The organism is Pseudomonas sp. P8_229 (assembly GCF_034008635.1).
GTDB lineage: Bacteria > Pseudomonadota > Gammaproteobacteria > Pseudomonadales > Pseudomonadaceae > Aquipseudomonas.
In genome coordinates this window covers 4982118-5008512 of record NZ_CP125378.1, presented here as the reverse complement: position 1 = coordinate 5008512, position 26395 = coordinate 4982118, and the positions used below count along the sequence as shown (strand labels likewise).

The window sequence follows — 26395 nt, the reverse complement described above, 5'->3', positions numbered from 1 at the left end:
GTGGCTTTATATGAGTGATTCCTCCGTCGGGCCGCTGGCCTGGGTCAACGGCAGTGATGCCCCGGAAAAAAGCGTGATCAACCTCGGCTTCATGGCCTTGAGCGATTGCGCCTCGGTGGTCGTGGCCGCAACGCAGGGCTTCGCCCAACCTTACGGCCTGACGATCAACCTCAAGCGCCAGGCGTCATGGGCCACGCTGCGCGACAAACTGGTCAGCGGCGAGCTGGACGTCGCCCACAGCCTGTACGGGCTGATTTACGCCGTGCATCTGGGCATCGGCGGCGTGGCCCCGAGCGACATGGCGGTATTGATGGGGCTGAACCAGAACGGTCAGAGCCTCAACCTGTCCCACGGCTTGCAGCAGTTGGGCGTGACCAGTCCCGATGCGCTGGATCGCCACGCGCACCAAACCCGCGCAAAACTGACCTTCGCCCAGACCTTCCCCACCGGCACCCATGCGATGTGGCTTTATTACTGGCTGGCGAGCCAAGGCATTCATCCGTTGCTGGATGTCGACAGCGTGGTGGTGCCGCCGCCGCAAATGGTCGCGCACCTGCAAGCCGGGCGCATCGATGGGTTTTGCGTCGGTGAGCCGTGGGCGGCCAGCGCCGTGCAGCAGAATCTGGGGTTCACCCTCGCCACCAGTCAGACCATCTGGCCCGATCACCCGGAAAAGGTCCTTGGCTGCACCCGCGCGTTCGTCGAGCAATACCCCAACACCGCCAGGGCGCTGGTGATGGCGATCCTCCAGGCGAGCCGTTTCATTGAGCAAAGCCTGGAAAACCGCCGCAGCACCGCGCAACTGCTGAGCGCGGCGGAATATCTCGACGCCCCGCTCGCCTGCATCGAACCACGCTTTCTCGGCGACTACGCCGACGGCCTCGGCAATCGCTGGCAAGACCCGCACGCCTTGCGTTTTCACGGCAACGGCGAAGTGAATCTGCCGTATCTGTCCGACGGCATGTGGTTCATGACCCAGTTCCGCCGCTGGGGCTTGCTGCGCGAGGATCCGGATTACCTTGCCGTCGCCCGTCAGGTTCAACAACTCGATCTGTATCGCGAAGCCGCCGCTGCGGTTGGTGTCGCCGCGAGGGGCACCGACATGCGCAGCAGTCAGTTGCTCGATGGCAAAGTCTGGGACGGCAGCGATCCGGCGGGTTACGCCCGCAGTTTCAAACTGCACGCCCTGAGCGATGCCGCTCCCCTATTCGCCCGCCGCTGACAGGAGATCGCCGACATGTTGCGCATTCTGCTGATCAACGACACCGCGAAAAAAGTCGGGCGCCTGAAAGCTGCGCTGACCGAGGCCGGTTTCGAGGTCATTGACGAGTCCGGGCTGACCATCGACCTGCCGGCACGCGTCGAAACGGTGCGCCCGGACGTGATCCTGATCGATACCGAGTCACCGAGCCGCGATGTGATGGAGCAAGTGGTGCTGGTGAGCCGCGACCAGCCACGGCCGATCGTGATGTTCACCGACGAACATGACCCGGGAGTGATGCGTCAGGCGATCAAGTCCGGGGTCAGTGCCTACATCGTCGAAGGCATTCACGCTCAGCGCCTGCAGCCGATTCTCGATGTGGCAATGGCGCGCTTCGAAAGCGATCAGGCCCTGCGCGCGCAACTGCTGGCCCGCGACCAGCAACTGGCCGAGCGCAAGCGCATCGAACTGGCCAAAGGGCTACTGATGAAGATGAAGGACTGCAATGAAGAAGAGGCCTACACCTTGATGCGGCGCCAGGCCATGAGCCGCCAGCAGAAACTGATTCAAGTGGCGGAGCAGATCATTGCCATGAGTGAGCTGCTCGGCTGAAGTTCTGCGGTGGCTTTCCGGACCCCTTCGCGAGCAAGTCCTCCCACATTTGGAATGCATTCACCTGTGAAATTGGCTTGGTGCCCCCTCCTTCCCAGCAGGTTGGTCGGGTTTCCACTTTGAAATGCATTCCCTGTGGGAGCGGGCTTGCTCGCGAAGGCCGCGACGCGGTTTCACTTATTGGCACAAATCTGGCTAAGCATTCAGCACAGGTAACCAACGGCGGTTGCCCCACCCACGACAAAGACGTCGCTCACCCCGTTCGCCCCTTCGGCGAATCAGGTAGCGGCGTTTTTGCGTTTTGGCCCCACAGACCGGGGCCGGTGGTGCGGCCGTGGCGGCGCCCCACCTGCTGTTGCATGACTCCTTTCGAGACTCTTTTCAGCTGAGGTGCGCGATGAATTCAAGCTTCTGGAAATCCGGCCACACCCCGACCCTGTTCGCGGCCTTCCTCTATTTCGACCTGAGCTTCATGGTCTGGTATCTGCTCGGCCCACTGGCGGTGCAGATCGCTGCTGACCTGCACCTGACCACGCAACAACGTGGCCTCGTCGTCGCCACGCCGATCCTTGCTGGCGCCGTGTTGCGCTTCATCATGGGCATGCTCGCCGATCGGCTGTCACCGAAAACTGCTGGGCTGATCGGTCAAGTCATCGTGATTTGCGCGCTGTTCGGTGCCTGGAAAATCGGCATTCATAGCTACGAGCAGGCGTTGATTCTCGGCCTGTTCCTCGGCATGGCCGGCGCATCGTTTGCGGTCGCCCTGCCCTTGGCCTCGCAATGGTATCCACCGCAGCATCAGGGCAAAGCCATGGGCATTGCCGGTGCGGGCAACTCCGGGACGGTATTCGCCGCGCTGCTCGCGCCGGTACTCGCCGCCGCGTTCGGCTGGAGCAATGTTTTCGGTTTCGCCCTGATTCCATTGATCCTGACGCTGGTGCTGTTCGTCTGGCTGGCGAAAAACGCGCCTGAGCGGCCGAAAGCCAAAGCCATGGCCGACTACTTCAAGGCGCTGGGCGACCGTGACAGCTGGTGGTTCATGTTTTTCTACAGCGTGACCTTCGGCGGCTTCATCGGCCTGGCCAGCGCCCTGCCCGGCTACTTCAACGACCAGTACGGCCTGAACCCGGTGATTGCTGGTTACTACACCGCCGCCTGTGTGTTCGGCGGCAGCCTGATGCGCCCGCTGGGTGGCGCGCTAGCGGATCGCTTCGGCGGTATCCGCACGTTGCTGGCGATGTACACCGTGGCAGCGATCTGCATCGCGGCCGTCGGCTTCAACCTGCCAAGTTCCTACGCCGCACTGGCGCTTTTCGTCTGCACCATGCTTGGTCTGGGGGCAGGAAACGGCGCGGTGTTCCAGTTGGTGCCGCAACGTTTCCGCCTGGAGATCGGCGTGATGACCGGGCTGATCGGCATGGCCGGCGGCATCGGCGGTTTTGCCCTGGCGGCGGGCATGGGCGCGATCAAGCAAAGCACCGGCAGCTATCAACTGGCGCTGTGGTTGTTCGCCAGCCTCGGTGTGCTGGCGTGGTTCGGTCTGCACGGGGTCAAACGCCGCTGGAGAACCACCTGGGGTTCGGCCGCCGTGACCGCTGCGCGAGTCTGAACAGTCAATGCCTCTGCAACTGAGTTTCGCCGAAGCCAGCGCCACCGGACCACGCGCGGAAAACCAGGACGCCTTGCGCCTGGTAACGCCCGCCCCGGCGCTGGCCGCCAGCAAGGGTTATCTGTTTGCCATCGCCGACGGTGTCAGCCAATGCGCCGACGGCGGCCTGGCCGCGCGCTCGACCCTGCAAGCGCTGGCACTCGACTACTACGCCACGCCGCAAACCTGGAGCGTGGCGCAGGCACTGGATCGCCTGCTGCTCGCACAAAACCGCTGGTTGCAGGCCAACGGCGGTGGGCAACCGTTGCTGACCACGGTCAGCGCGCTGGTCCTGCGCGGCCAGCGCTTCACCTTGGCCCACGTCGGTGATTGCCGGGTCTATCGCTGGCAGGCCGACCACTTGCTGCGTATTTCGCAAGATCATGTCTGGGATCAACCGGGCATGCAGCACGTGCTCAAGCGTGCGCTTGGGCTGGATCAGCATCTGGTGCTGGATTTTCTCGACGGCGAGTTGCGCGCAGACGAATGTTTCGTGCTGCTCAGCGATGGCGTGTGGTCGAGCTTGGGCGACACCGCGATTGCGGCAATTCTGCGCGATCAGCCAGATCTCGACAGCGCGGCACAGACGCTGGTCAACGCCGCGCACCTGGCAGGCAGTCAGGATAACGCCAGTGCGCTGCTGGTGCGAGTCGATGCCGTCGGTGAGGCGAGCATCGGCGATGCGCTGATTCACTTGCAGCAATGGCCACTGCCGCCGCCGCTGAAAACCGGTCAGGTGTTCGAAGGCTGGAAGGTGCAGGGGATTGTCGGCCAGAGCCAGCAATCGCTGCTGTATCGAGTCATGGATGGGCAAGGTCGGGGCTGGCTGTTGAAAACCCTGCCGGCGCGGCTGGCGGATGATCCCCAGGCCGGGCAGGCCTTGCTCTCGGAAGAATGGTTCCTCAAGCGTGTGGCCGGGCGGCATTTTCCTGAAGTCCATGCCAGCAGTCAGCGTCAGCATGTGTACTACGTGATGCGCGAATATTCCGGGAAGACTCTGGCGCAGGTGTTTCAACACAGCAGTCCGCTGCCGTTGGTGCAATGGCAGGACCTGGCCGAACGCCTGCTGCGGGCCGTGGGCCTGCTGCATCGACGGCAGATTCTGCACCGCGACATCAAGCCGGAAAATCTGCACCTGGGCGACGACGGTGAGCTGCGGCTGCTGGATTTCGGCCTGGCGTACTGCCCGGGACTTTCGCAAGACACACCGGCAACACTGCCCGGAACGCCGAGTTTCATCGCCCCGGAAGCCTTTCGCGGCGAGCCGCCCAGTGCGCAACAGGATCTGTACGCGGTGGGTGTGAGCCTGTATTTCCTGCTGACCGGGCACTTTCCCTATGGCGAGATCGAAGCGTTCCAGCGGCCACGATTTGGCGTACCGGTGAGCGCCAGTCGTTATCGCCCGGACTTGCCGGACTGGGTCGCGCAGAGTCTGGAGCGTGGCGTGGCGGCGGACCCGCAACAGCGATTTGAAACGGCTGAAGAATGGTTGCTGGTGTTGGAGCAAGGGGAGCGGCGCAGTTTGAGCGTGCGGCCCAGGCCTTTATTGGAGCGTGAGCCGTTGAAAGTTTGGCGGACGATGGCGTTGATCGCCTTGCTGGGGAATCTGGTGCTGCTGATTTTATTGTTTCACCGCTGACACCGCGTCGCGCCATTCGCGAGCAAGCCCGCTCCCACAGGGGATTTTTGAACGACTCCGATCCACTGTGGGAGTGAGCCTGCTCGCGATGACGCCAGCCCACTCACCACAAACCCATCTGCCTGAATGCCCCACGAACGAGCAATCCGCTTCGATACAGTGCAAAAAACCACCATCAATAACCGCCTCGCCCCAATAAACCCGCCACCTCCCCACTTGGCACAACCACTGCATTACCCTTTTCACCATACATAAAGCCCACCCTTCAACGACGAAGGTCGGGCTTCCCGAGAGAACGGGACCAGGACAAAGGCGTCCTCGCTAGGCAACTAGCGGGACGCCTTTTTTTGTTTGCGAAAAAATTCTCGAGCCAGGCCTGACTGCCCACAAGAGGCCAGCCGCAGCTCCTCCGGAGAACCTGATGAAAAAACTCAAACTGGTGATGATCGGCAATGGCATGGCCGGGGTTCGCACCCTGGAAGAACTGCTCAAGTTGAGCAACGAGCTGTACGACATCACGGTCTTCGGCGCCGAACCGCACACCAACTACAACCGCATCCTGCTGTCACCGGTGCTGGCCGGCGAGCAGACCTTCGAAGAGATCGTGCTCAATGACCTCGACTGGTACCTCGAAAACAACATCAAGTTGCTGCTCAACCGCAAGGTGGTGCAGATCGACCGGGTCAAACGCCGGGTAATCGCCGAAGACGGCACCGAGGCCGAATACGATCGCCTGCTGATCGCCACCGGCTCGACCCCATTCATCCTGCCAATCCCTGGCAACACGTTGCAGGGCGTGATCGGCTACCGCGACATCGCCGACACCCAGGCGATGATCGACACCGCGAAAACCCACAAGCACGCGGTGGTCATCGGTGGCGGCCTGCTGGGCCTCGAAGCCGCCAACGGCCTGATGCTGCGCGGCATGCACGTCACCGTGGTGCACATCGGCGAATGGCTGCTGGAGCGGCAACTGGACAAGACCAGTGGGCAACTGCTGCAAAGCGCCCTCGAATCCCGTGGCCTGCACTTTCGCCTGTGCGAACAGACCCAGGCCCTGCACGATGCGGGCAATGGCCGAGTCGGCTCGGTGCAATTCAACAACGGCGAGATCATCCCTGCCGATCTGGTGGTGATGGCCGCCGGCATTCGCCCCAACACCGAACTGGCGGAACGCGCCGGCATCCCGTGCAACCGTGGGATTCTGGTCAACGACACCCTGCAGACCTACGATCCGCGTATTTATGCCATCGGCGAGTGCGCCAGCCATCGCGGAATTGCCTACGGCCTGGTGGCGCCGTTGTTCGAACAGGCCAAGGTCTGCGCCAACCACCTCGCGCAACTGGGTTTCGCCCGTTATCAGGGCTCGGTGACCTCGACCAAACTCAAAGTCACCGGCATCGACCTGTTTTCCGCCGGCGACTTCATGGGCGGCGAAGGCACCGAAACCATCACCCTCTCCGACCCGATCGGCGGCGTGTACAAAAAACTGGTGATCAAGGATGACGTGCTGGTCGGCGCCTGTCTGTACGGCGATACGGCAGATGGCGGTTGGTATTTCCGACAGATTCGTGAGAATCACGCCATCGGCGAGATCCGCGATCATTTGATGTTTGGTGAAAATTCTATCGGCGACGTAGGACATCAGGGCCAGGACAAAGCCATGAGCATGGCCGACACCGCCGAAGTCTGCGGCTGCAACGGCGTGTGCAAAGGCACCATCGTCAAGGCGATTCAGGAACATGGCCTGTTCAGCGTCGATGAGGTGAAAAAGCACACCAAGGCTGCCAGCTCCTGCGGCTCCTGCGCCGGGCTGGTCGAGCAGATCCTGATCAACACCGTCGGCGGCGCGGCCGACGTCAAACCGAAAAGCGAAAAAGCCATCTGCGGTTGCAGCGACCTCAACCACGGGCAGATTCGCCAAGCCATTCGCGAACAGCACCTGCTGACCATCGCCGGGACCATGAGCTACCTCAACTGGCGCACCCCCAACGGCTGTGCTACCTGCCGGCCAGCGCTGAACTACTACCTGATTTCGACCTGGCCCGGCGAAGCCAAGGACGATCCGCAATCGCGCCTGATCAACGAACGCGCCCACGCCAACATCCAGAAGGATGGCACCTACTCGGTGGTGCCGCGGATGTGGGGCGGCGTGACCAATCCTTCGGAACTGCGGCGGATTGCCGACGTAGCCGACAAGTACAAAGTGCCCATGGTCAAGGTCACCGGCGGTCAGCGCATCGACCTGCTGGGGATCAAGAAGCAGGACCTGCCCGGCGTCTGGAAAGACCTCGACATGCCCTCCGGCCACGCCTACGGCAAATCCATCCGCACCGTGAAAACCTGCGTCGGCAGCGAGTTCTGCCGCTTCGGCACGCAGAATTCGACGCAGTTGGGCATTGAGCTGGAACACGACCTGTTCAACATGTGGTCGCCACACAAAGTGAAACTCGCTGTCTCCGGATGCCCACGCAACTGCTCGGAAGCGGGGATCAAGGACGTAGGCATTATCGGCGTCGATTCCGGCTGGGAGATGTATATCGGCGGCAACGGCGGGATCAAAACCGAGGTCGCCGAATTCTTCGTCAAGCTGAAAACTGCCGAGGAAGTCCGCGAATACAACGGCGCGTTCCTGCAGCTGTATCGCGAAGAAGCCTTCTACCTCGAACGCACGGTGCATTACCTGCAACGGGTCGGCATGGAGCACATCAAAAAAGCCGTGCTCGAAGATCCGGAGCGTCGCAAAGCCCTGAACGAACGCCTGCAATTCTCCCTGTCGTTCGAACAGGACCCGTGGAAAGAACGCCTGGCGCAGCCGCAACTGAAGAAAGAGTTCGACGTGATCCCCGTGAAAAACCTGGAGGTGTCGGCATGAACTGGCTCGATATCTGTGCCCTGGAAGAGATCAACGCCCTCGGTTCGCGGATCATTGCCGGGCCCAAAGGCGACATCGCGATTTTTCGTACAAGCGACGACGAAGTTTTCGCCCTCGACGACCGCTGCCCGCACAAGGGCGGGCCATTGTCCCAGGGGTTGATCTACGGCAAACGCGTGGCCTGCCCCCTGCACAACTGGCAGATCGATCTGCAGACCGGCGAAGCCCAGGCGCCGGACATCGGCTGCGCGCATCATCATCCGGCGCGGGTCGAGAATGGCCGGGTACAACTGGCGCTACGGGATGCCGTCTGATGAGCCGCCAGACAACCGCCTCGACCTGCTGCTACTGCGGCGTCGGCTGCGGCGTGCTGATCGAGCATGACGGCGAGCGCATCCTCGGCGTCAGCGGCGATCCGGCGCATCCGGCCAACTTCGGCAAGCTGTGCAGCAAAGGCTCGACCTTGCACCTGACCGGCGACCTTGCGGCCCGTGCGCTATACCCGCAACTGCGCCTGGGCAAAGGGCTGGCGCGCAGCCGCACCGATTGGCACACCGCACTGGAACACGCCGCCAACGTGTTCGCCGAGACCATCGCCGAGCACGGCCCGGACAGCGTGGCGTTCTACATCTCCGGGCAACTGCTGACCGAGGATTACTACGCCTTCAACAAACTGGCGCGGGCGCTGGTCGGCACCAACAACATCGACAGCAATTCACGGCTGTGCATGTCGTCGGCGGTGGTTGGCTACAAACGCAGCCTGGGCGCCGACGCACCGCCGTGCAGCTACGAAGACCTGGAGCTCAGTGATTGCGTGATGATCGTCGGCAGTAACATGGCCTACGCCCACCCGGTGCTTTTTCGTCGGCTGGAAGAAGCAAAATCCCGCCGTCCCCAGATGAAAGTCATCGTCATCGACCCCCGGCGCACCGACACCTGTGATCTCGCGGACCTGCATCTGGCGATTCTACCCGGCACCGATGTCGCTCTGTTCCATGGGATTTTGCACCTGTTGTTGTGGGAAGACTGGATCGACCGTGACTTCATCCAGGCGCACACCGAGGGCTTGCCTGAGCTGAAGGACCTGGTGCGTGATTACACCCCGCAGATGGTTTCGCAGTTGTGCGGGATCAGCCTCGAGCAATTGCAACAATGCGCTGAATGGGTGGGGACCTCACCGAGCTTCCTGTCTTTGTGGTGCATGGGCCTGAATCAGTCCACCGCCGGCAGCGCAAAGAACAGCGCGCTGATCAATCTGCACCTGGCCACCGGGCAAATCGGGCGCCCGGGCGCAGGACCTTTCTCATTGACCGGTCAGCCGAATGCCATGGGCGGGCGCGAAACCGGCAGCCTGTCGAATTTGCTGCCCGGCCACCGTGACGCAGCCAATCCTGAACACCGCGCCGAAGTGGCGGCGTATTGGGGCGTTGATCGGTTGCCGGAGAATACCGGGCTCAGCGCCATTGAGCTGTTCGAGCAGGTTCGCAGCGGCCAGATCAAGGCGCTGTGGATTGCCTGCACCAACCCTGCTCAGTCGATGCCTGATCAACACGCCGTTCGCGAAGCGCTGCAGGCCTGCCCGTTCGTGGTGCTGCAGGAAGCCTTTCGCACCACTGAAACCGCGGCGTTCGCCGACCTGCTGTTGCCCGCCGCCAGTTGGGGTGAAAAGGAAGGTTCGGTGACCAATTCCGAGCGGCGTATTTCCCACGTTCGCAAAGCCATTCTCCCACCCGGAGAAGCACGGCCGGACTGGGCGATCACGGTGGATTTCGCACAGCGACTGGAGAAACGTCTGCGCCCGCAGCTACCCGCTCTATTTGCCTTCGAACAGCCTTCGCAGCTGTTCGATGAATTCAAAGGGCTGACACGCGGACGTGATCTGGATTTGTCCGGGATCAGCCGCGCCTTGATCGACGAGATCGGGCCGCAGCAATGGCCCTTCCCCACCGGCGCCCGCAAAGGCACATCCCGCCTGTATGAGGACGGTATTTTTCCTACAATCAATGGTCGCGCGCAATTCATCGCTGAGCCCTATCGCGCCGCCAAAGAACAACGGGATGCGCGGTTTCCGCTGACCCTGATCACCGGACGCCTGCGCGATCAATGGCACGGTATGAGCCGCACCGGCACCTCCGCGCAACTGTTCGGCCATGTCAGTGAGGCAGTGTTGAGCCTGCACCCGGACGAACTGCGTCGGCATCGCTTGCAGCCGGGCGATCTGGTCAATCTGAAGAGTCGGCGCGGTGCGCTCATCGTGGCAGTCGACAACGACGACAGCGTGCGCCCGGGTCAGGCCTTTCTACCGATGCACTGGGGCGACCGGTTTCTCAAGGGCGGGGTAAACAGCCTGACCTTGCCGGCCTTCGACCCTTTGTCGAAACAGCCCGAACTCAAACACAGCGGCGTACGTCTGGAGCCGGTGAGTTTGCCATGGCACTTGTTCGCACTCATCGAGGGCGATGTTCAACGGCATTTTGAGAGCCTACGACCGCTCTGTGAGGCATTTTCCTACGTAAGTCTCAGCCTTGTCGGACGTGAACGATCGGCGTTGCTGATACGCGCTGCCAGCAGCGAGGCGCCGGATCCGCAGTTGCTGGGTGACATCGACCGTTGTCTGTCGCTGATCGACGGCCCGGTGTTGGCCTATGACGACCCGCGTCGGGCCATCGGCAAGCGTGTACGCATTGAAAACGGCCGGATCACCGCAATTCGACTGGCCGGCGAAACCCTCGCACAGCATTGGCTGCAAGGGCTTTGGCTGGAAGGCCGAGCAGACCAGCAACTGCGGCGCTGGCTACTGGCGCCGATGAGCGCACCACCGGGTAGCGCCGGAGCGCAGATCGTTGTGGATAAAACGTTGTGCAACTGCAAAAACGTCAGCCTCAACGCCGTCTGCACCGGCATTCGCCAGGGCCTGGACTTGCAGGGTTTGAAAGACACGCTGGGCTGCGGCACGCAATGCGGCTCCTGCGTCCCGGAAATAAAACGCCTGCTGGCTGCCGACGTGCAAGCAACCGCCGTCATCTGATGAGGAAAACCGCATGAATGCAAAAGTCTGGCTGGTTGGCGCAGGCCCCGGCGACCCGGAACTGTTGACCCTCAAAGCGGTGCGCGCATTGCGTGAGGCCGATGTGGTGCTGATCGATGATCTGGTCAACGACGCGGTGCTGGAGCACTGCCCTGGCGCCCGTATCATCGCGGTGGGTAAGCGCGGCGGCTGCCGCTCGACACCGCAGGCGTTTATCCACCGCTTGATGTTGCGATATGCGCGTCAGGGTAAATGCGTGGTGCGGCTCAAGGGCGGCGACCCGTGCATTTTCGGCCGTGGCGGTGAAGAGGCGCAGTGGTTGCGCGAGCGTGGGGTTGAGGTGGAGCTGGTCAATGGCATTACCGCTGGACTCGCCGGCGCGACACAGTGCGATATTCCACTGACGTTGCGTGGTGTGGCGCGCGGCGTGACGCTGGTGACGGCGCACACCCAGGACGACAGCCAGTTGAATTGGCAGGCGTTGGCGCAGGGCGGGACGACACTGGTGATTTACATGGGAGTGGCCAAGCTTGGCGAGATTCGCGATCAGTTGTTGGCGGGCGGGATGGCGGCGGAAACGCCGGTGGCGATGATTGAAAATGCGTCACTGCCTGAGCAACGTGAATGCCGAAGCGATCTCGCAACGATGAGTGACGATGCCTGCCGGTTTGAGCTCAAGAGCCCGGCCATTCTCGTGATCGGCGCAGTAGCTGCTGTTGTTGAAGAACAAAAGATTGCAGCCTGCGGCAGCTCCTGCATGGGGTCTGCACACGTCATGTAGGAGCTGCCGCAGGCTGCGATCTTTTAAGCTTCAAAGCCAAATCGCAGGCAAAGAAAAGCCCGGCCTGAGCCGGGCTTTTCTCAAAGCGGCGAGCTAATTACTTAGCTTGAGCTTCAACCTGCGCTTCTACGCGACGGTTAACAGCGCGACCAGCTTCAGTTTTGTTGTCAGCAACTGGGCGGGATTCGCCGTAGCCGATCGACTGAACGCGGGACGATTCAACACCGTACTGGTTGGTCAGAACTTGCTTAACGGCGTTTGCACGACGCTCAGACAGTTTCTGGTTGTAAGCGTCAGGACCGACGGAGTCAGTGTGACCTTCAACAGTGGTGTGAGTGGCTGGGTACTGCTTCATGAAGTCAGCCAGGTTCTTGATGTCAGCGTAGCTGTTTGGCTTGACGACCGACTTGTCGAAGTCGAACTTAACGTCCAGCTCAACACGAACAACTTCTGCAACTGCTGGGCAGCCATCAGCGTCAACAGTTACGTTGGCTGGGGTGTCCGGGCACTTGTCAACGTTGTCGCAAACGCCATCGTTGTCGCTGTCGGAGCAGACTTCAGCTGGAGCTGGAACTGGAGCAGCAGCTGGCTTGCCGCCGCCACCGAAGTTCACACCCAGGCCAACAACTGGAGCGTAGTTCCAGCGACCGTTGTCCAGTTTGTAGTCAGCGTCTACACCAGCACGGGCGTAGAAGTTTTCAGCGAAGTAGTACTTAACGCCAGCGCCAGCAGTCAGGTAGGTCGACTGATCGCGACCAGTGTGGCCGTCAGCAGCAACGTTGGTCAGGCTGCCGTGCTTAACACCACCGGAAACGTAAGGACGCAGAGCGTCGCCAGCGTTGTTGAAGTGGTACTGAGCGTTCAGGCCGAAGTTGTCGCCGTGCAGTTTCTGGCTGCCGGTGCCGTCGTTCGAACGGGTGTGGTTGTTCTTGTCGTAGGTCAGGTTCAACGACACGTCGTCGGTCAAGAAGTAACCGATAGAGGCGCCTGGGTTGAAGCCGTCTTCGACGTGGTTAACGCTGTCGTTGTACTGCTTCTTGTAGAACAGTTCGCCTTCAACTGCGCCTTGGCCTTGTGCCAGTGCGCCGAACGAAGTAGCGGCAATCAAAGAACCAATGGCCAAGCCCAAGGTGTTTTTCAGTTTCATCCGTTAAATCCCCATCTGGTGATTGTGAAGCAGTCCCGCAAACCGGGGGACAACTCGGCGGCAAGTCTATCAGAACTTGCCTACACGTAAGAGATATTTGCGCTGAACTAAGTTTCAGCAATGCCTGCAAATTTCTCACGCAATTTGTCTAGAGCACGTTTGTACCGCATTTTTGTCGCACTCAAACCCATGTGCATGATGTCTGCGATCTCCTGAAACTCCAGCTCTGCGACAAATCGTAGCACCAGAATTTCACGGTCAATCGGGTTCACATACACCAGCCAGCGATCGAGTCCGCCCTTCTCCTCGGGTTTCGGCGCCTTTTCTTCCGACGCTTCTTCCAGGGGGTCCAGACTCAAGGCGTCCATCAAGCGACGCTTTCGCCGTTCCTTCCGATACTGCGTGATGCATTCGTTGTAAGTGATGCTGTACAGCCACGTTTTGAACTTCGATTTCCCCTCGAAGTTCTTCAGGCCGTACAGCACCTTCAGCATCACTTCCTGACAGACATCGTCTGCGTCGCGATCGTTCCCAAGATATCTCGCACAAACGTTAAATAATGTTCGCTGGTAACGCCGCATCAGTTCTTCATAGGCGCGCGTCACGTGAAACAGCTCGGTATGCGCGCGCGCGACCAACTCCTCATCAGAGAGCTCACGGGGGTCATAGCGCGTGGATAGCGTTTGGGCTTTATTCAAAACAAGTCGTGCCGACAGTCAGGTCAATGTCCGCCGCTACCCTCTCAGGGCATTTTGCGGCGGCATACATTAGCAGGGTTTGCCGGGTTAGCGGCTACTCACATGCTGTTCCAGCAGGATCCGATTGGAAAGTGAGACTAGCTCACCCTCATCGGTCAGCAATGTGGTTTTAACCGTGCCGATCTCTTCGATCTGGCCTTCGACCTCACCAACACGCACTTGTTGCCCAACCTGATACAACTCACGCACATAGATTCCCGCAAGAATCTGACCGGCAATTTCCCGGCTTCCCAACCCCATTGCCAGCGCAACCGCCAGACCAACGGTAATCAATACGATGACGATCACATGGTTCAGCAGGTCGGTTTTGACCTCAAGCTGACTGATCGCAACCGAGATGCTGATGATGATCACCAGCCCCTGAGCAATTCGACCCAAACCTGAAGCGTAGTCCAGCCCTACGCCTTCTGCCGCACCGCGCACCAGCCCGTTGGCCAGTTGTGCGAGCAAAACACCCACCAGCAACACCAGCGCGGCGCCGAAAACTTTCGGCAAATACAACGCCAGCATGTCCAGCGTAGCTGAAACTCGCTCAAGTCCAAGGGACTCTGCTGCTGAAACCAGGAAAATCAGTAGAACGAACCAGTAAACGATTTTACCGATCAGGGTCGAGATCGGCACTTGCAGCCCGGCACGCGACATCAATTTGGTCAGCCCGGTGCCGCCCATCAGGCGATCGAGGCCCAGCTTGGCGAGCAATTTGGACAGCAAGGTATCGAGCAGTTTAGCCACCACGAAACCCAACAGCAGCACCACCAGTGCGCCGAACAGGTTCGGGATGAAATTAGCGACTTTGGTCCACAACGCAGTCATTGCAGTGACGAGGCTCTGAGTCCAGAGATCAAGTTCCATATTCAATCAGCCTTATCAGCAGTGCGAGCGGTGGTTTTACGAAGACGGGAAACCGGCGAGACGTGGGCCGAGCCGTTATTCAGGGCAATCATCAGCGCGGGCAGCCAGCGGCCCAGCAGGCTGAACAGATCACCGGCGCCGACCTGGCGGTTGGCGGTTTTGAGTACGCGACCCAGGCAGGCATCGTCGTCGCGGCTGGACGGCGAGGCGTTGAGCATGTCGCGCAAAGACTGTTCAAACGGATCGTGCATACGCACCTCTCGTGATGTCTGTGAAAGACGCGGGCAAATTTGGTCGGGTCACATGTTGCATTTTCATACCCAGCGCAAACGGCGGAATAACCACCATTGACCAAACGCCATCGCCAGCACCGTCAGACAGGCGATGAGGAACCCATAAGGGCTGCTCGAGAACGGAATGCCGCCCACGTTGATGCCTAACAGACCGGTGAGAAAACTCATCGGCAGGAAGATGCAGGTGATGATGCCGAAGCGGTACATCGTGCGATTCATGCGCACGTTCAAACGCCGGTCTTCGGCCTCCAGCACAAGCCCCATGCGCTCTCGGGTCAATTCCAGCTCTTCGAGATAGCGGGTCAGGCTGTTGTTCAATTCGTTCCAGTAGTCGGCGTCATCGTCGACGAACCACGGCAGTTTTATCCGCGTCAGCTGTCCGAAAATATCCCGCTGCGGCGCCAGAAAACGCTTCAGTCCGGCAGCCCGGCGACGGATGTGCAAAATCGAGCCATGCTCGGGGGTATACCGTTCGTCGGCATCCAGTTTTTCTTCCTCTTCATCGACCAGTTCCGACAGGCACGTGACCAGATCCTGCACCTTGTTGGTGAGGAATTGCGCCAGATAAAGGATCAGTTCGGAGGAAGTTTTCGGACCCTTGCCCTCGCTCAACAGCGCCAACAGTTCATCGGTGGCGCGCAGCGGGCGCAGACGTAACGAGATAACGCGCTGGGCGGAGGCGAAAATCCGCACCGAGACCATGTCTTCCGGCTCGGCACCGGGGTTGAGATTGACCCCGCGCAGAAACAGCAACAGCTCGGCATCCGGCAACGGCAACAGGCGCGGGCGGGTGTTTTCTTCCAGCAACAGGTCGCAGCTGAACTCATTCAGGCCGCTGGACTTGCGCAGCCAGGTCTGGGTTTGCGGATGACTGCGATCCCAGTGCAGCCACAGGCTCTCATGGGCCTGCAACTGCAGATCGTCGAGCTCAGTCCGGGCAATCGAACGCGCACCGCCTTTACCGTCCAGTACCAGAGCATGCACCAGCCCCCACTGCGCGTTTTCTTCCTCGAACATCCGCATCCCTTTGTCGAAAACTTTATTCAGGCATCTGCAGCGGGCTCGGCGAAACGATCACGCCGTTGTTGTCCGCATAAATGTATTGGCCCGGGTGGAACGTCACACCGGCAAAGGTCACCGGCACGTTGAGGTCGCCAATGCCGCGTTTTTCGGTCTTCATCGGATGGCTGGCCAGGGCCTGCACGCCGAGATCGGTCTGGGCGATAACGTCAACGTCACGGATACAACCGTAGATGACCAGCCCTTCCCAGCCGTTTTTCGCGGCTTTCTCGGCGATCATGTCGCCCAGCAGCGCACGACGCAGCGAACCACCACCATCGACCACCAGCACCTTGCCGTTGCCCTTGAGTTCGGCTTGCTCTTTGACCAGCGAGTTATCTTCGAAGCATTTGATGGTCACGATTTCGCCGCCGAAGGAATCACGGCCGCCGAAATTGCTGAACATCGGTTCCAGCACCTGCACCAGCTCCGGATAGGCGTCGCACAGGTCAGGCGTGAGGTAATGGTTCATCGAAAAACTCCTGTAACAAGGAAGACGATCAAGGATGTCGCACTCTGTTGAAACGAGTCCCGGCGGTCGCTGTTTACCTTAGTTCATGCAATGGTCGCTGAACGAACCTGAACAAACGCTGAAACGTAATAGCTAAACAGCCACCAAATATGACCAGAATTGCACAATGCGTCATATCTTAGCCGCAAGCCGATCCGAACGAAATGCCCTTTTCAGAGCCTTCGCTCAAACCGCCGCTGCCAGGTCCGGCTTCTCACCCAACAGCGGTGTGTGCTGATCCTGCAGCCAGCGCGCCACCAGCGGCCAGACCTCGGCCTGCGCCGCCTTGCTCACCAGCATATCGACATGCCCGAAATTGTCGCTGAAGCCTTGTTCACGCCCCAGATTGACGAACTGCTTGTGCTCGGAACCGATCTGCTCGAACAGTTTGCGACAGGCCCACGCCGGATCCTGATGATCCCCCGCCGCCGTCACCGCCAACACCGGCACCTGAACCTCGGCAAGACCAGCCCACCAATCCTTGTCCTTGTCGCCAAAGCGGCCGAACAGGCCGTACCAGCGCATGCTTTCCAGCGCCAGCCCGATCGGTTCGTCCTCCGGACCGCGCTTGAGGCGTGAGCCGGACAATTGTGCGAAACGCTTGAGAATGAAGCGCCCGCTCCATTCCACCGGTGGAATCTTCAGTGGCCAGTATGTGCGGCTGACCTGGGTGCCGAAAAACGCCGCTGAAGCCATCGCCGGCTCGCCGAGGTACTCGCCACCCAGCGCCGCCGCCAGGGTGATGCCGCCCAGCGAATGGCCGATCCAGTGCGGCACCTGACCGCTCTGCTCGCGCACGAACGCGGCAATCGCCGGCAGATCGTAACGGGCGTAGTCGGCCACGCGATTGCGGCGGTAGTCCTCGTTGCGCTGCGACAGGCCATGGCCGCGCATCTCCGGGATCCACACATCGAAGCCCAGACGCGCCAGGTACGCGCCCAGCCCCAAACCTTTGGGGGAAAACCAGAAGCGTCGGTTGGAAAAACTGCCGTGCAGCAAAATCACCGGCACGCCACGGGTCGCAGGCTCATCGGCCATGCCCAGACGGGTCACGGCGATCTCCACGGACCAATCGGGACTGTTGCCGGGTTTCAATCGATAGACGTCTTCGCTCAGATCACCGCGTCGTTCGGCGCTGATCAGGGCGACAGGAAACAGGTTGCTGCTGCTTTGCATAATGCTCTTGCACAAAAAAGGGCGGCATCTACAGGAGCCCGCCCTACTCAGATCTCAAAACCCGCCTCCTGTGGGAGCGAGCCTGCTCGCGAAGGCGGAGTGTCAGCCAACATCACTGTTGAATGTTTCTCCGTCTTCGCGAGCAGGCTCGCTCCCACAGAGGGAACGGGCCGTTCACATACTTATCAGGCCTGCGCTTGGCCTTCCGCCAGGAAGAACCAGGTTTCCAGTACGGAATCCGGGTTCAGCGACACGCTTTCGATGCCCTGTTCCATCAGCCACTTGGCCAGGTCCGGATGGTCCGAAGGGCCCTGACCGCAGATGCCGATGTACTTGCCGGCCTTGTTGCATGCGGCAATCGCGTTGGCCAACAGCTTCTTGACCGCCGGATTACGCTCATCGAACAGGTGCGCGATGATCCCGGAGTCACGGTCCAGACCCAATGTCAGTTGGGTCAGGTCGTTGGAACCGATCGAGAAACCGTCGAAGAATTCGAGGAATTCTTCAGCGAGAATCGCGTTGGATGGCAGTTCGCACATCATGATGATGCGCAGACCGTTTTCGCCGCGAGCCAGACCGTTTTCGGCGAGCAGATCGATTACCTGGCTGGCCTCGCCCAAGGTACGCACGAACGGCACCATGATTTCGACGTTGGTCAGGCCCATTTCGTTGCGCACACGCTTCAGCGCGCGGCACTCGAGTTCGAAGCAGTCACGGAACGATTCGCTGATGTAACGCGAAGCGCCACGGAAGCCCAGCATCGGGTTTTCTTCTTCCGGCTCGTAGAGCTTGCCGCCGATCAGGTTGGCGTATTCGTTGGACTTGAAGTCCGACAGGCGCACGATGACTTTTTTCGGCGTGAACGCCGCAGCCAGAGTGCTGATGCCTTCCACCAGTTTGTCGACGTAGAAGTCGACCGGGTCGCTGTAACCGGCGATGCGCTTGTCGACGCTGTCCTTGATTTCCTGCGGCAGGCCGTCGTAGTTCAGCAGTGCCTTGGGGTGCACGCCGATCATGCGATTGATGATGAACTCCAGACGGGCCAGGCCCACACCGGCGTTCGGCAGCTGTGCGAAGTCGAAGGCGCGGTCCGGGTTACCGACGTTCATCATGATCTTGAACGGCAATTCCGGCATTGCGTCCACGGAGTTCTTCTTGACGTCAAAGCCCAGCTCGCCTTCGAAGATGTAACCGGTGTCGCCTTCGGCGCAAGACACGGTCACACCCTGGCCATCCTTCAGCAGTTGGGTGGCGTTGCCGCAACCCACAACCGCTGGAATGCCCAGTTCACGGGCGATGATCGCCGCGTGGCAGGTACGCCCGCCACGGTTGGTGACGATGGCGCTGGCGCGTTTCATCACCGGCTCCCAGTCCGGGTCGGTCATGTCGGACACCAATACGTCGCCCGGCTGGACTTTGTCCATCTCGGACACGTCTTTGATGATGCGCACTTTACCGGCGCCGATGCGCTGGCCAATCGCACGACCTTCCACCAGCACGGTGCCGGTTTCTTTCAGCAGGTAACGCTCCATGACGTTGGCCTGGGTGCGGCTCTTCACGGTTTCCGGACGGGCCTGCACGATGTACAGCTTGCCGTCGTCACCGTCCTTGGCCCACTCGATGTCCATCGGGCAGCCGTAGTGCTTCTCGATGATCATCGCCTGCTTGGCCAGCTCGCTGACTTCTGCATCGGTCAGGCAGAAACGCGCGCGCTCGGCCTTGTCGACATCAACGGTCTTGACCGAACGACCGGCCTTGGCCTCGTCGCCGTAGATCATCTTGATCGCTTTGCTGCCCAGGTTGCGTCGCAGGATCGCCGGACGACCGGCTTCCAGGGTGCCCTTGTGCACGTAGAATTCGTCCGGGTTGACCGCGCCTTGTACAACGGTTTCGCCCAGACCGTAGGCGCCGGTGATGAACACCACGTCACGGAAACCGGATTCGGTATCGAGGGTGAACATCACACCGGCAGTGCCGGTTTCCGAACGCACCATGCGCTGCACGCCAGCCGACAGGGCGACCAGTTTGTGATCGAAGCCCTGGTGCACGCGGTAGGAAATCGCACGATCGTTGAACAGCGAGGCGAACACCTCTTTGGCGGCGCGGATAACGTTTTCCACACCACGGATGTTCAGGAAGGTTTCCTGCTGGCCGGCAAACGATGCGTCCGGCAAGTCTTCGGCAGTCGCCGAGGAGCGCACGGCCACGGCCACGTCAGGGTTACCGGCCGACAGCGCGGCGAACGCGGTGCGGATCTCGGCATTCAGTTTTTCAGGGAATTGGGCTTCCATGATCCATTGGCGGATCTGCGCGCCGGTCTTGGCCAGCGCGTTGACGTCATCGACGTCCAGGGCGTCGAGAGCCTTGTGGATCTGCTCGTTGAGGCCGCTCAGTTCGAGAAAGTCGCGATAGGCCTGCGCGGTGGTGGCGAAACCGCCGGGGACCGACACACCGGCACCCGCCAGGTTGCTGATCATCTCGCCCAGGGATGCGTTCTTGCCCCCCACATGCTCAACATCGTGTTTGCCGAGCTTATCGAGGGAAACTACGTACTCTACCAAGGTGATCTCTCCACTAACTGTGTTGGAAAAGCTCAGAAACCGGCAGCTCGGGGGAGCGTTGGCCGGCTGTATGGCCTGGACCTGGAAAATAAGTGAGAATGCGGGCCAATGGCGGCCGGCAAATCGCGCCTATCATATCCAAGAATGCTCATTAGCTTAAGGCCCAAGGTGCAAATGAAACGATCTGCTTTCTTTATCTCCGATGGCACCGGCATTACCGCCGAAACCCTGGGTCAAAGCCTTCTGGCGCAGTTCGAAAACATTACCTTCACCAAGCTCACGCGGCCGTATATCGACAACGCGGACAAAGCGCGGGCCATGGTACAACAAATCAACAAAGCCGCTGAAACCGACGGCTTGCGTCCGATTATCTTCGACACCATCGTCAATCAGGACATTCGTGAGATTCTCGCAACCTCCAATGGTTTCATGATCGACATTTTCTCGACGTTCCTGGCCCCGCTCGAACAGGAACTGACCGAGCATTCTTCCTACACCGTCGGCAAGTCGCACTCGATCGGGCACAACTCCAATTACATGGAGCGCATCGAGGCGGTGAACTTCGCCCTCGACAACGACGACGGCGCACGCACCCACTATTACGACAAGGCCGACCTGATACTAGTGGGCGTGTCGCGATGTGGTAAGACGCCGACGTGTCTGTACATGGCGATGCAATTCGGCATCCGCGCGGCCAACTACCCGCTGACCGAAGACGACATGGAGCGCCTGACCCTGCCGACCGCCCTGCGCGCCCATCAGCACAAGCTGTTCGGCCTGACCATCGACCCGGATCGCCTCACCGCGATCCGCAACGAGCGCAAGCCCAACAGCCGCTATTCGAGCTACGCCCAGTGCGAATTCGAAGTGCGCGAAGTGGAAAACCTGTTCCGCCGCGAAAACATCCCGCACATCAACTCCACGCATTTTTCGGTGGAAGAGATTTCGGCGAAGATTCTGGTGGAGAAAGGCGTGGAGCGGCGTTTCAAATAGATTTTTGGTGTCTGATCTGACGCTTTCGCGAGCAGGCTCGCTCCCACAGTTTGATCGTGTTCCTCCAGTTGGAATGCGGTCGAATCTGGGAGTGAGCCTGCTCGCGAAGAACGATTACACGGTCTCGGTGAGTGCTCGCGCCAACGCTTCGAAGCCTGCGAGCAACAACCGGTCATTCCCCACCGAATTACACACACTCGCCCGGATGAACTGTGGCACCGCGCCATGCCCGACCGCAAAGGCCTCGGCGGTGGCCACCAAGTAGTTGTTCTCCTTCAGTTCTGCAGCAATCTGCGACGCGCGCCACAGCTCGGGCACCTCGATCCAGAAGTGCGGACTGTGGACGTGCGTCCTGTACGCCAGGTCTTTCAGCGCCGCGCTGACCAACGCCTTGCGCCGGCCAATTTCACTGATTTGCTCGTTGAGCAGCTGTGTGGCAATGCCGCTTTCGATCCAGCGGCACGCCACCTCCATTGCCAACGGATTGGCCATCCAGCACGTCCCGCGAATGGCTGCACTCAAACGCCCGAGCAACGCGTGCGGCGCGTGCAGGTAACCGACACGCAGCCCGGCTGACACCGCTTTGCTCAAACTCCCGATCAGCACCGAGCGCTCCGCCGCAAACGCACTCAGGGGCAGCGGTCGCTGGCGATCCAGCAGCGCATGCGCCTCGTCCTCGAAAATCAGCAGATTGTGTTGCCGGCAGAGTTCGGCAATGGCTTCGCGGCGTGGGACCGACATCACCGCCGCGGTAGGATTCTGGAGGGTTGGCGTGCAGTACAACGCTGACACCCGATGCTGTCGGCAGACGTCCTCCAGCGCCGACGGCAACAAGCCTTCAGCGTCCATTGCGACACCAATCAGTTTGATCCCGAGCTGGCGCGCGACGCTGATCAAACCCGGGTAGGAAAGATGCTCGGTGACCACGGTATCACCGGCCTTGAGCAAGCCCATCAATGCGCACAGCAGCCCGTGCTGACCGCCGTTGACGCACAACACCTGATCGGCATCCACCTGAAATGCCCCATGGCTCAGCCAGTAAGCACCCGCCTGCCGATGCCGGGGCAAGCCGCTTTCGGCGGTGTAGCCGGTCAACTGCTGCAGGCTGTGAGAATCGTTGGCCAACGCCTGCAGCGTCAGACTCATGAAAGCGCTTTCCTGCCCGGGAATCGGCTGATTCCGACTCATGTCGAAGCAAGCACGCGGCTCTTCGCTGACGTTGCGAAACCCCTTGTCCCGCGTTCGCTCCATCCCGCGCTGACGCACGAAAGTACCGTCTCCTACACGCGCGACGACCAAACCGACCCGCTCCAACTCGCCATAGGCGCGACTGATGGTGCCGATGGTCACACCCAGGCTGTCGGCCAACAACCGGTGCGGCGGCAGCTTCGCGCCGGCAGCGATCGCACCCTCGGCAATCGCTTGTTCCACCGCATCCGCCAAGCGCTTGTATTTCACGCCGACACCATTGGCCAGGCCATCGCGCAGGATTGACACCATGGCAATACTTACTTTGACAGTCATTGTCGCCCCGAATAGCGTGCTGAAAACAGGTGCAATCAGGGATAACCCTTTTCACCAACGAGGTCAATTTCTTCGCTGCGGAGTACACACATGTCGATAGCCATCAGCACACCGTTGAACGCGAGCAAGCCCTGGCTCGCCGGTTTGCTCACCTGCACGCTGTTTCTGATCGTCTGCCTGAGCTGGGGCACCACTTGGCTTGGGATCAAGATTGCGGTGGAAAGCGTGCCGCCGCTGACGGCTGCGGGGCTGCGTTTTCTGATTGCCTTTCCGCTGTTTCTGAGTTTTGCCGTGCTGCGCAAGGAGCCGCTGCTGTTCCCACGGCAGAGCCGCTGGTTTTTCGTGTTCGTCACCCTGTCGTATTTCAGCCTGCCGTACTACTTGCTCAACTACGGTGAACTGCATGTTTCGTCGGGGCTGACCGCGCTGTTGTTCAGCTGTATGCCGGTGTTCATCCTGATGTTCTCCGCGCTGTTTCTGCGCGAGAAAATCCTTGCGACGCAGATGCTCGGCATCGCCATCGGTTTTGCCAGCCTGTTCATGATCATTCGCAGCCAGGGCCTGCATCTGGACCAGGCCGAATGGCTCGGTGTACTGGCGATTCTGTGTGCGGCGATCCTGCATGCGCTGTGCTACGTGGTGACCAAGAAACACGGCAGCGCGATCAGCGTGATCACTTACAACACCCTGCCGATCGGCATCGCCGGACTGCTGTTATTTATTGTCGGATTGAACCTGGAAACACCGGTGTTCAAGGACGTCACCGCACGTTCCTGGGGCGCCCTGCTCTACCTCGGACTGGTGGCATCGGTGGGCGGTTTTATCGTGTATTTCATTCTGCTCAAACGCCTGAGCCCGGTGCTGCTGTCGTTTGTGTTCATCATCTTCCCGGTGTTCGCCCTGCTCATCGGGGCCTGGTACGAAGGCACGCCGATCTCCCGGGACCTGATGCTGTATTCGGCGATCCTGCTCGCCGGTTTCGCGATCACCAAACTGCCGCTCAAACGCTGACCGGCGTGAGCACAAGGGCTCACACATACCACTCAACTTTGAACATCGGAGGTTCAAATGTCGGTACACACCATGGAAACCCTCAGCCTGTTTAACAGTGAACCCTACCGGCGGGACTTTGGGGCCCGGGTAATCGCCGTGGTCGATCAGGCCGTCGTGCTCGAACACACCCTGTTCTATCCCACCGGCGGCGGGCAGCCGGGCGACACGGGGTATTTCAGCCTGGTCGATGGCACCCGGATCGCGGTGACCGGCACCGTGCGCGATCCTCTGTTGCCGTCGATCATCTGGCATCAGGTGCAGGAGTGCCCGCCACAGCTGTGTACCGGCGCACTGCTCAACGCCAGCCTCGACTGGCAACGGCGTTACCAGCACATGAAGATGCACACCTGCCTGCATCTGCTGGGTGCGCTCATCGACGCACCGGTGACCGGTTGCAGTATCAGCGTCGACAAGGGCCGACTGGATTTCGATCTGCCGGAAATGACCCTCGACAAAGACAGCATCACCCGCGATCTCAATACGCTGATCGAACGCGCCTGCCCGATCAACGTGATGACCATGCAGGCCTCGGAGTATTCCGACCTGCCGAAAAAAACCGCCCGGCCACCTGTATTCCAGGACGAGCTGCGGGTCGTGGAAATCAGCGGTGTCGACATCCAGCCCTGTGGCGGCACCCATGTGCATAACACCCGGGAAATCGGTCGGGTGTACTGCGAAAAAATCGAGAAAAAGAGCAGGACCAACCGCCGCGTGATCCTGCGTTTTGAACAGGCCTGAGTGACCGGTCTAAATCACCAACAGATCGACAAAGCGCTGAACCGGGGTTGCCTCAAGCTGCGCCTGATCCTTGCACAGGGTGAAAATCTGGTGGCTGCGCTGGCCGGTGAAACGCGTCGCCAGGTTGGCTTTGAACTTGTCTTCGAGCAACGCAATGCCCTCGGCGCGACGGCGACGGTGGCCGATCGGGTATTCCACCATCACGTTCTCGGTGCTGCTGCCATCCTTGAAAAACACCTGCACCGCGTTGGCAATCGAACGTTTGTCGGCCTCAAGGTATTCGCGAGTGAAACGCGGCTCCTCGACGATGACCATTTTTTCACGCAGCACATCGATGATCGGGTGTGCGGCGTGGAAATCGTCTTCGTACTGCTCGGCCACCAGATTGCCGAACGCCAGCGGCACCGCCGTCATGTACTGGATGCAGTGGTCGCGGTCGGCGGCATTGGCCAGCGGCCCGACCTTGGAAATGATGCGAATCGCCGACTCATGGGTGGTGATGACGATGCGGTCGATTTCATGCAGCCGATTGCGCACCAGCGGGTGCAGAGTGACGGCTGCTTCGCAGGCGGTTTGTGCGTGAAACTCGGCGGGAAAACTGATCTTGAACAGCACGTTTTCCATCACGTAACTGCCGTAGGGCCGCGAGAAGCTGAAGGCACGTTTACCCTCGGGCTTGAGCGCCAGATCGTTGTTGGTGTGGCTGAACGAGACGTCGTAGAAGCCCCACTGCCTGGCAGTCAGCACCCCGGGAATGCCCATCTCGCCGCGCAAGGCGATATCGGCCAGACGCACGCCACGACTGGTCGCATCCCCCGCCGCCCAGGATTTGCGTGACCCGGCATTCGGCGCATGCCGATAGGTGCGCAGCGCCTGACCGTCGGCGAAGGCATGGGACAACGCCGACAACAGTTGCTCGCGATTGGCGCCCATCAGCTTCGCGGTGACGGCGGTCGAGGCGACCTTCACCAGCATCACGTGATCGAGCCCGACGCGATTGAAGGAGTTTTCCAGGGCGATCACGCCTTGAATCTCGTGGGCCATGATCATCGCCTCCAGCACATCGCGCACCGTCAGCGGCGTTTCAGCGTTGGCGATGCGCTTCTGCGACAGGTGATCGGCCACCGCGAGAATCGCGCCGAGGTTGTCCGACGGATGCCCCCATTCGGCGGCCAGCCAGGTGTCGTTGTAATCGAGCCAGCGCACGATGCAGCCGATGTCCCACGCGGCTTTTACCGGGTCCAGGCGATACGACGTGCCGGGCACCCGCGCCCCGAACGGCACGACGGTGCCTTCGACGATCGGGCCAAGGTGCTTGGTGCATTCGGGGAAACGCAGTGCCAGCAGGCCACAGCCCAACGTGTCCATCAGGCAGTTGCGGGCGGTGTCGAGGGCTTCGGCAGATTCGATTTTGTAAGTAAGGACATAATCGGCGATGTCCTGCAGGACACGGTCGTAGTCGGGGCGGTTGTTCAGGTCGACGTTGGCGCTCATGTTCGATTCACTCTTGCAGTGGTTCGTTGATGGGACCTCGGTTCAGGGCTGATTTTTTCTTATGGTTGAAATGCAATCCACTGTGGGAGCGAGCGTGCTCGCGATGGTGGTGTGTCAGCCAGCGAAAATGTCGACTGACACTACGCCTTCGCGAGCAAGCCCGCTCCCACAGTTTTTGCTCGGTGTAGCATCAGAAAGCGTCGCCGGGTACGCGAACGTTACGGTCCAGCACTAAATCGCCCTGCCTTGAAATGCAATCCAGTGTAGGAGTGAGCCTGCTCGCGAAAGCGGTGTGTCAGGCAACGTCGATGTTGAATGTCAGTCCGCTATCGCGAGCAGGCTCACTCCTACAGGTTTATTCGGTGTCGGGTCAGAAAGCGTCGCCGGGTACGCGAACGTTACGGTCCAGCACTAAATCGCCCTGCCTTGAAATGCAATCCAGTGTAGGAGTG

The 26395-nt window shown here is 60.3% G+C and carries 21 protein-coding genes; 11 read left to right on the top strand and 10 right to left on the bottom strand.

The genetic code is table 11. The features are described 5' to 3' along the window. Nucleotides 1-10: 10 nt before the first annotated feature. The 8 genes from QMK55_RS22720 (at nucleotide 11) to cobA (ending at nucleotide 11784) form a co-directional block, all read left to right on the top strand. On the top strand, nucleotides 11-1222 hold the full coding sequence (locus QMK55_RS22720; protein WP_102358962.1) for a CmpA/NrtA family ABC transporter substrate-binding protein: 1212 nt from the start codon (nucleotides 11-13) through the stop codon (nucleotides 1220-1222). A gap of 15 nt (nucleotides 1223-1237) precedes the next feature. Next, nucleotides 1238-1813 carry an ANTAR domain-containing response regulator gene (locus QMK55_RS22715; protein WP_027613283.1) on the top strand — a complete coding sequence of 192 codons (576 nt, stop codon included), beginning with the start codon at nucleotides 1238-1240 and terminating at the stop codon, nucleotides 1811-1813. A gap of 397 nt (nucleotides 1814-2210) precedes the next feature. Further along, on the top strand, nucleotides 2211-3422 hold the full coding sequence (locus QMK55_RS22710; RefSeq protein ID WP_102358963.1) for a nitrate/nitrite transporter: 1212 nt from the start codon (nucleotides 2211-2213) through the stop codon (nucleotides 3420-3422). 7 nt (nucleotides 3423-3429) lie between these two features. Beyond that, a complete protein-coding gene (locus QMK55_RS22705; protein ID WP_320329996.1) occupies nucleotides 3430-5100 on the top strand; it encodes a bifunctional protein-serine/threonine kinase/phosphatase in 1671 nt (556 codons plus the stop codon). Nucleotides 5101-5521: 421 nt separating this feature from the next. Continuing rightward, nucleotides 5522-7975, top strand: coding sequence for a nitrite reductase large subunit NirB (nirB, locus tag QMK55_RS22700; RefSeq protein WP_102357814.1), 2454 nt, complete (start codon nucleotides 5522-5524; stop codon nucleotides 7973-7975). Continuing rightward, complete coding sequence (gene nirD / locus QMK55_RS22695) at nucleotides 7972-8289, top strand: nitrite reductase small subunit NirD (RefSeq protein ID WP_027613287.1); 318 nt, start codon at nucleotides 7972-7974, stop codon at nucleotides 8287-8289. Before nirB ends, nirD begins: the two co-directional genes overlap by 4 nt. Continuing rightward, the gene (locus QMK55_RS22690; protein ID WP_320329995.1) at nucleotides 8289-11003 is read left to right on the top strand and encodes a molybdopterin-dependent oxidoreductase; all 2715 of its coding nucleotides are present in this window, start codon (nucleotides 8289-8291) and stop codon (nucleotides 11001-11003) included. The genes nirD and QMK55_RS22690 overlap by 1 nt, the downstream gene beginning before the upstream one ends. A 13-nt stretch (nucleotides 11004-11016) precedes the next feature. Continuing rightward, the gene (cobA, locus tag QMK55_RS22685; RefSeq protein ID WP_320329994.1) at nucleotides 11017-11784 is read left to right on the top strand and encodes a uroporphyrinogen-III C-methyltransferase; all 768 of its coding nucleotides are present in this window, start codon (nucleotides 11017-11019) and stop codon (nucleotides 11782-11784) included. Between the two features lie 97 nt (nucleotides 11785-11881). On the opposite strand, the gene QMK55_RS22680 is transcribed toward cobA, so the two are convergent. The 8 genes from QMK55_RS22680 to ppsA all read right to left on the bottom strand — a co-directional run bounded on the left by QMK55_RS22680 (nucleotide 11882) and on the right by ppsA (nucleotide 20141). Continuing rightward, nucleotides 11882-12931 carry an OmpA family protein gene (locus QMK55_RS22680; protein WP_320329993.1) on the bottom strand — a complete coding sequence of 350 codons (1050 nt, stop codon included), beginning with the start codon at nucleotides 12929-12931 and terminating at the stop codon, nucleotides 11882-11884. Nucleotides 12932-13038: 107 nt separating this feature from the next. Beyond that, nucleotides 13039-13629, bottom strand: coding sequence for an RNA polymerase sigma factor SigX (gene sigX / locus QMK55_RS22675; RefSeq protein ID WP_064116922.1), 591 nt, complete (start codon nucleotides 13627-13629; stop codon nucleotides 13039-13041). Between the two features lie 87 nt (nucleotides 13630-13716). Beyond that, nucleotides 13717-14541 carry a mechanosensitive ion channel family protein gene (locus QMK55_RS22670; RefSeq protein ID WP_007916401.1) on the bottom strand — a complete coding sequence of 275 codons (825 nt, stop codon included), beginning with the start codon at nucleotides 14539-14541 and terminating at the stop codon, nucleotides 13717-13719. Nucleotides 14542-14543: 2 nt separating this feature from the next. Next, nucleotides 14544-14792, bottom strand: a complete 249-nt coding sequence (locus QMK55_RS22665; RefSeq protein WP_003223293.1) for a hypothetical protein — start codon at nucleotides 14790-14792, stop codon at nucleotides 14544-14546. A 63-nt stretch (nucleotides 14793-14855) separates the two neighbouring features. Next, entirely contained in the window at nucleotides 14856-15851 is a 996-nt protein-coding gene (locus tag QMK55_RS22660; protein ID WP_025110332.1) for a zinc transporter ZntB, read from the bottom strand. A 22-nt stretch (nucleotides 15852-15873) separates the two neighbouring features. After that, the gene (gene rraA, locus QMK55_RS22655) at nucleotides 15874-16365 is read right to left on the bottom strand and encodes a ribonuclease E activity regulator RraA (RefSeq protein ID WP_077571828.1); all 492 of its coding nucleotides are present in this window, start codon (nucleotides 16363-16365) and stop codon (nucleotides 15874-15876) included. 225 nt (nucleotides 16366-16590) lie between these two features. After that, on the bottom strand, nucleotides 16591-17580 hold the full coding sequence (locus tag QMK55_RS22650; protein ID WP_102357822.1) for an alpha/beta fold hydrolase: 990 nt from the start codon (nucleotides 17578-17580) through the stop codon (nucleotides 16591-16593). A gap of 185 nt (nucleotides 17581-17765) precedes the next feature. Beyond that, a complete protein-coding gene (gene ppsA, locus QMK55_RS22645; RefSeq protein ID WP_102357823.1) occupies nucleotides 17766-20141 on the bottom strand; it encodes a phosphoenolpyruvate synthase in 2376 nt (791 codons plus the stop codon). 174 nt (nucleotides 20142-20315) lie between these two features. Here ppsA and QMK55_RS22640 point away from each other — a divergent pair, with 174 nt between their 5' ends. Beyond that, the gene (locus QMK55_RS22640) at nucleotides 20316-21134 is read left to right on the top strand and encodes a pyruvate, water dikinase regulatory protein (RefSeq protein WP_025110328.1); all 819 of its coding nucleotides are present in this window, start codon (nucleotides 20316-20318) and stop codon (nucleotides 21132-21134) included. 114 nt (nucleotides 21135-21248) lie between these two features. Here the strand turns inward: QMK55_RS22640 and QMK55_RS22635 are convergent, their stop codons facing one another. Beyond that, on the bottom strand, nucleotides 21249-22658 hold the full coding sequence (locus QMK55_RS22635) for a PLP-dependent aminotransferase family protein (protein ID WP_320329992.1): 1410 nt from the start codon (nucleotides 22656-22658) through the stop codon (nucleotides 21249-21251). Between the two features lie 90 nt (nucleotides 22659-22748). Between QMK55_RS22635 and QMK55_RS22630 the strand changes: the two genes are divergently transcribed. Both QMK55_RS22630 and QMK55_RS22625 read left to right on the top strand, forming a co-directional pair. Further along, on the top strand, nucleotides 22749-23669 hold the full coding sequence (locus tag QMK55_RS22630; RefSeq protein WP_102357826.1) for a DMT family transporter: 921 nt from the start codon (nucleotides 22749-22751) through the stop codon (nucleotides 23667-23669). 57 nt (nucleotides 23670-23726) lie between these two features. Beyond that, nucleotides 23727-24449: an alanyl-tRNA editing protein gene (locus tag QMK55_RS22625; RefSeq protein ID WP_102357828.1), complete on the top strand. Its 723-nt coding sequence runs from the start codon at nucleotides 23727-23729 to the stop codon at nucleotides 24447-24449. 9 nt (nucleotides 24450-24458) lie between these two features. Here the strand turns inward: QMK55_RS22625 and prpD are convergent, their stop codons facing one another. Beyond that, on the bottom strand, nucleotides 24459-25943 hold the full coding sequence (prpD, locus tag QMK55_RS22620) for a 2-methylcitrate dehydratase (RefSeq protein WP_320329991.1): 1485 nt from the start codon (nucleotides 25941-25943) through the stop codon (nucleotides 24459-24461). Nucleotides 25944-26395 lie beyond the last annotated feature (452 nt).

What these genes read in the sequence shown, in the direction of transcription:
- QMK55_RS22720 (WP_102358962.1), top strand. Translation starts at nt 11, where the DNA reads ATGAGTGATTCCTCCGTCGGGCCGCTGGCCTGGGTCAACGGCAGTGAT.
- QMK55_RS22715 (WP_027613283.1), top strand. Translation starts at nt 1,238, where the DNA reads ATGTTGCGCATTCTGCTGATCAACGACACCGCGAAAAAAGTCGGGCGC.
- QMK55_RS22710 (WP_102358963.1), top strand. Translation starts at nt 2,211, where the DNA reads ATGAATTCAAGCTTCTGGAAATCCGGCCACACCCCGACCCTGTTCGCG.
- QMK55_RS22705 (WP_320329996.1), top strand. Translation starts at nt 3,430, where the DNA reads ATGCCTCTGCAACTGAGTTTCGCCGAAGCCAGCGCCACCGGACCACGC.
- nirB (WP_102357814.1), top strand. Translation starts at nt 5,522, where the DNA reads ATGAAAAAACTCAAACTGGTGATGATCGGCAATGGCATGGCCGGGGTT.
- nirD (WP_027613287.1), top strand. Translation starts at nt 7,972, where the DNA reads ATGAACTGGCTCGATATCTGTGCCCTGGAAGAGATCAACGCCCTCGGT.
- QMK55_RS22690 (WP_320329995.1), top strand. Translation starts at nt 8,289, where the DNA reads ATGAGCCGCCAGACAACCGCCTCGACCTGCTGCTACTGCGGCGTCGGC.
- cobA (WP_320329994.1), top strand. Translation starts at nt 11,017, where the DNA reads ATGAATGCAAAAGTCTGGCTGGTTGGCGCAGGCCCCGGCGACCCGGAA.
- QMK55_RS22680 (WP_320329993.1), bottom strand. Translation starts at nt 12,931, where the DNA reads ATGAAACTGAAAAACACCTTGGGCTTGGCCATTGGTTCTTTGATTGCC.
- QMK55_RS22670 (WP_007916401.1), bottom strand. Translation starts at nt 14,541, where the DNA reads ATGGAACTTGATCTCTGGACTCAGAGCCTCGTCACTGCAATGACTGCG.
- QMK55_RS22665 (WP_003223293.1), bottom strand. Translation starts at nt 14,792, where the DNA reads ATGCACGATCCGTTTGAACAGTCTTTGCGCGACATGCTCAACGCCTCG.
- QMK55_RS22660 (WP_025110332.1), bottom strand. Translation starts at nt 15,851, where the DNA reads ATGTTCGAGGAAGAAAACGCGCAGTGGGGGCTGGTGCATGCTCTGGTA.
- rraA (WP_077571828.1), bottom strand. Translation starts at nt 16,365, where the DNA reads ATGAACCATTACCTCACGCCTGACCTGTGCGACGCCTATCCGGAGCTG.
- QMK55_RS22650 (WP_102357822.1), bottom strand. Translation starts at nt 17,580, where the DNA reads ATGCAAAGCAGCAGCAACCTGTTTCCTGTCGCCCTGATCAGCGCCGAA.
- QMK55_RS22640 (WP_025110328.1), top strand. Translation starts at nt 20,316, where the DNA reads ATGAAACGATCTGCTTTCTTTATCTCCGATGGCACCGGCATTACCGCC.
- QMK55_RS22635 (WP_320329992.1), bottom strand. Translation starts at nt 22,658, where the DNA reads ATGACTGTCAAAGTAAGTATTGCCATGGTGTCAATCCTGCGCGATGGC.
- QMK55_RS22630 (WP_102357826.1), top strand. Translation starts at nt 22,749, where the DNA reads ATGTCGATAGCCATCAGCACACCGTTGAACGCGAGCAAGCCCTGGCTC.
- QMK55_RS22625 (WP_102357828.1), top strand. Translation starts at nt 23,727, where the DNA reads ATGTCGGTACACACCATGGAAACCCTCAGCCTGTTTAACAGTGAACCC.
- prpD (WP_320329991.1), bottom strand. Translation starts at nt 25,943, where the DNA reads ATGAGCGCCAACGTCGACCTGAACAACCGCCCCGACTACGACCGTGTC.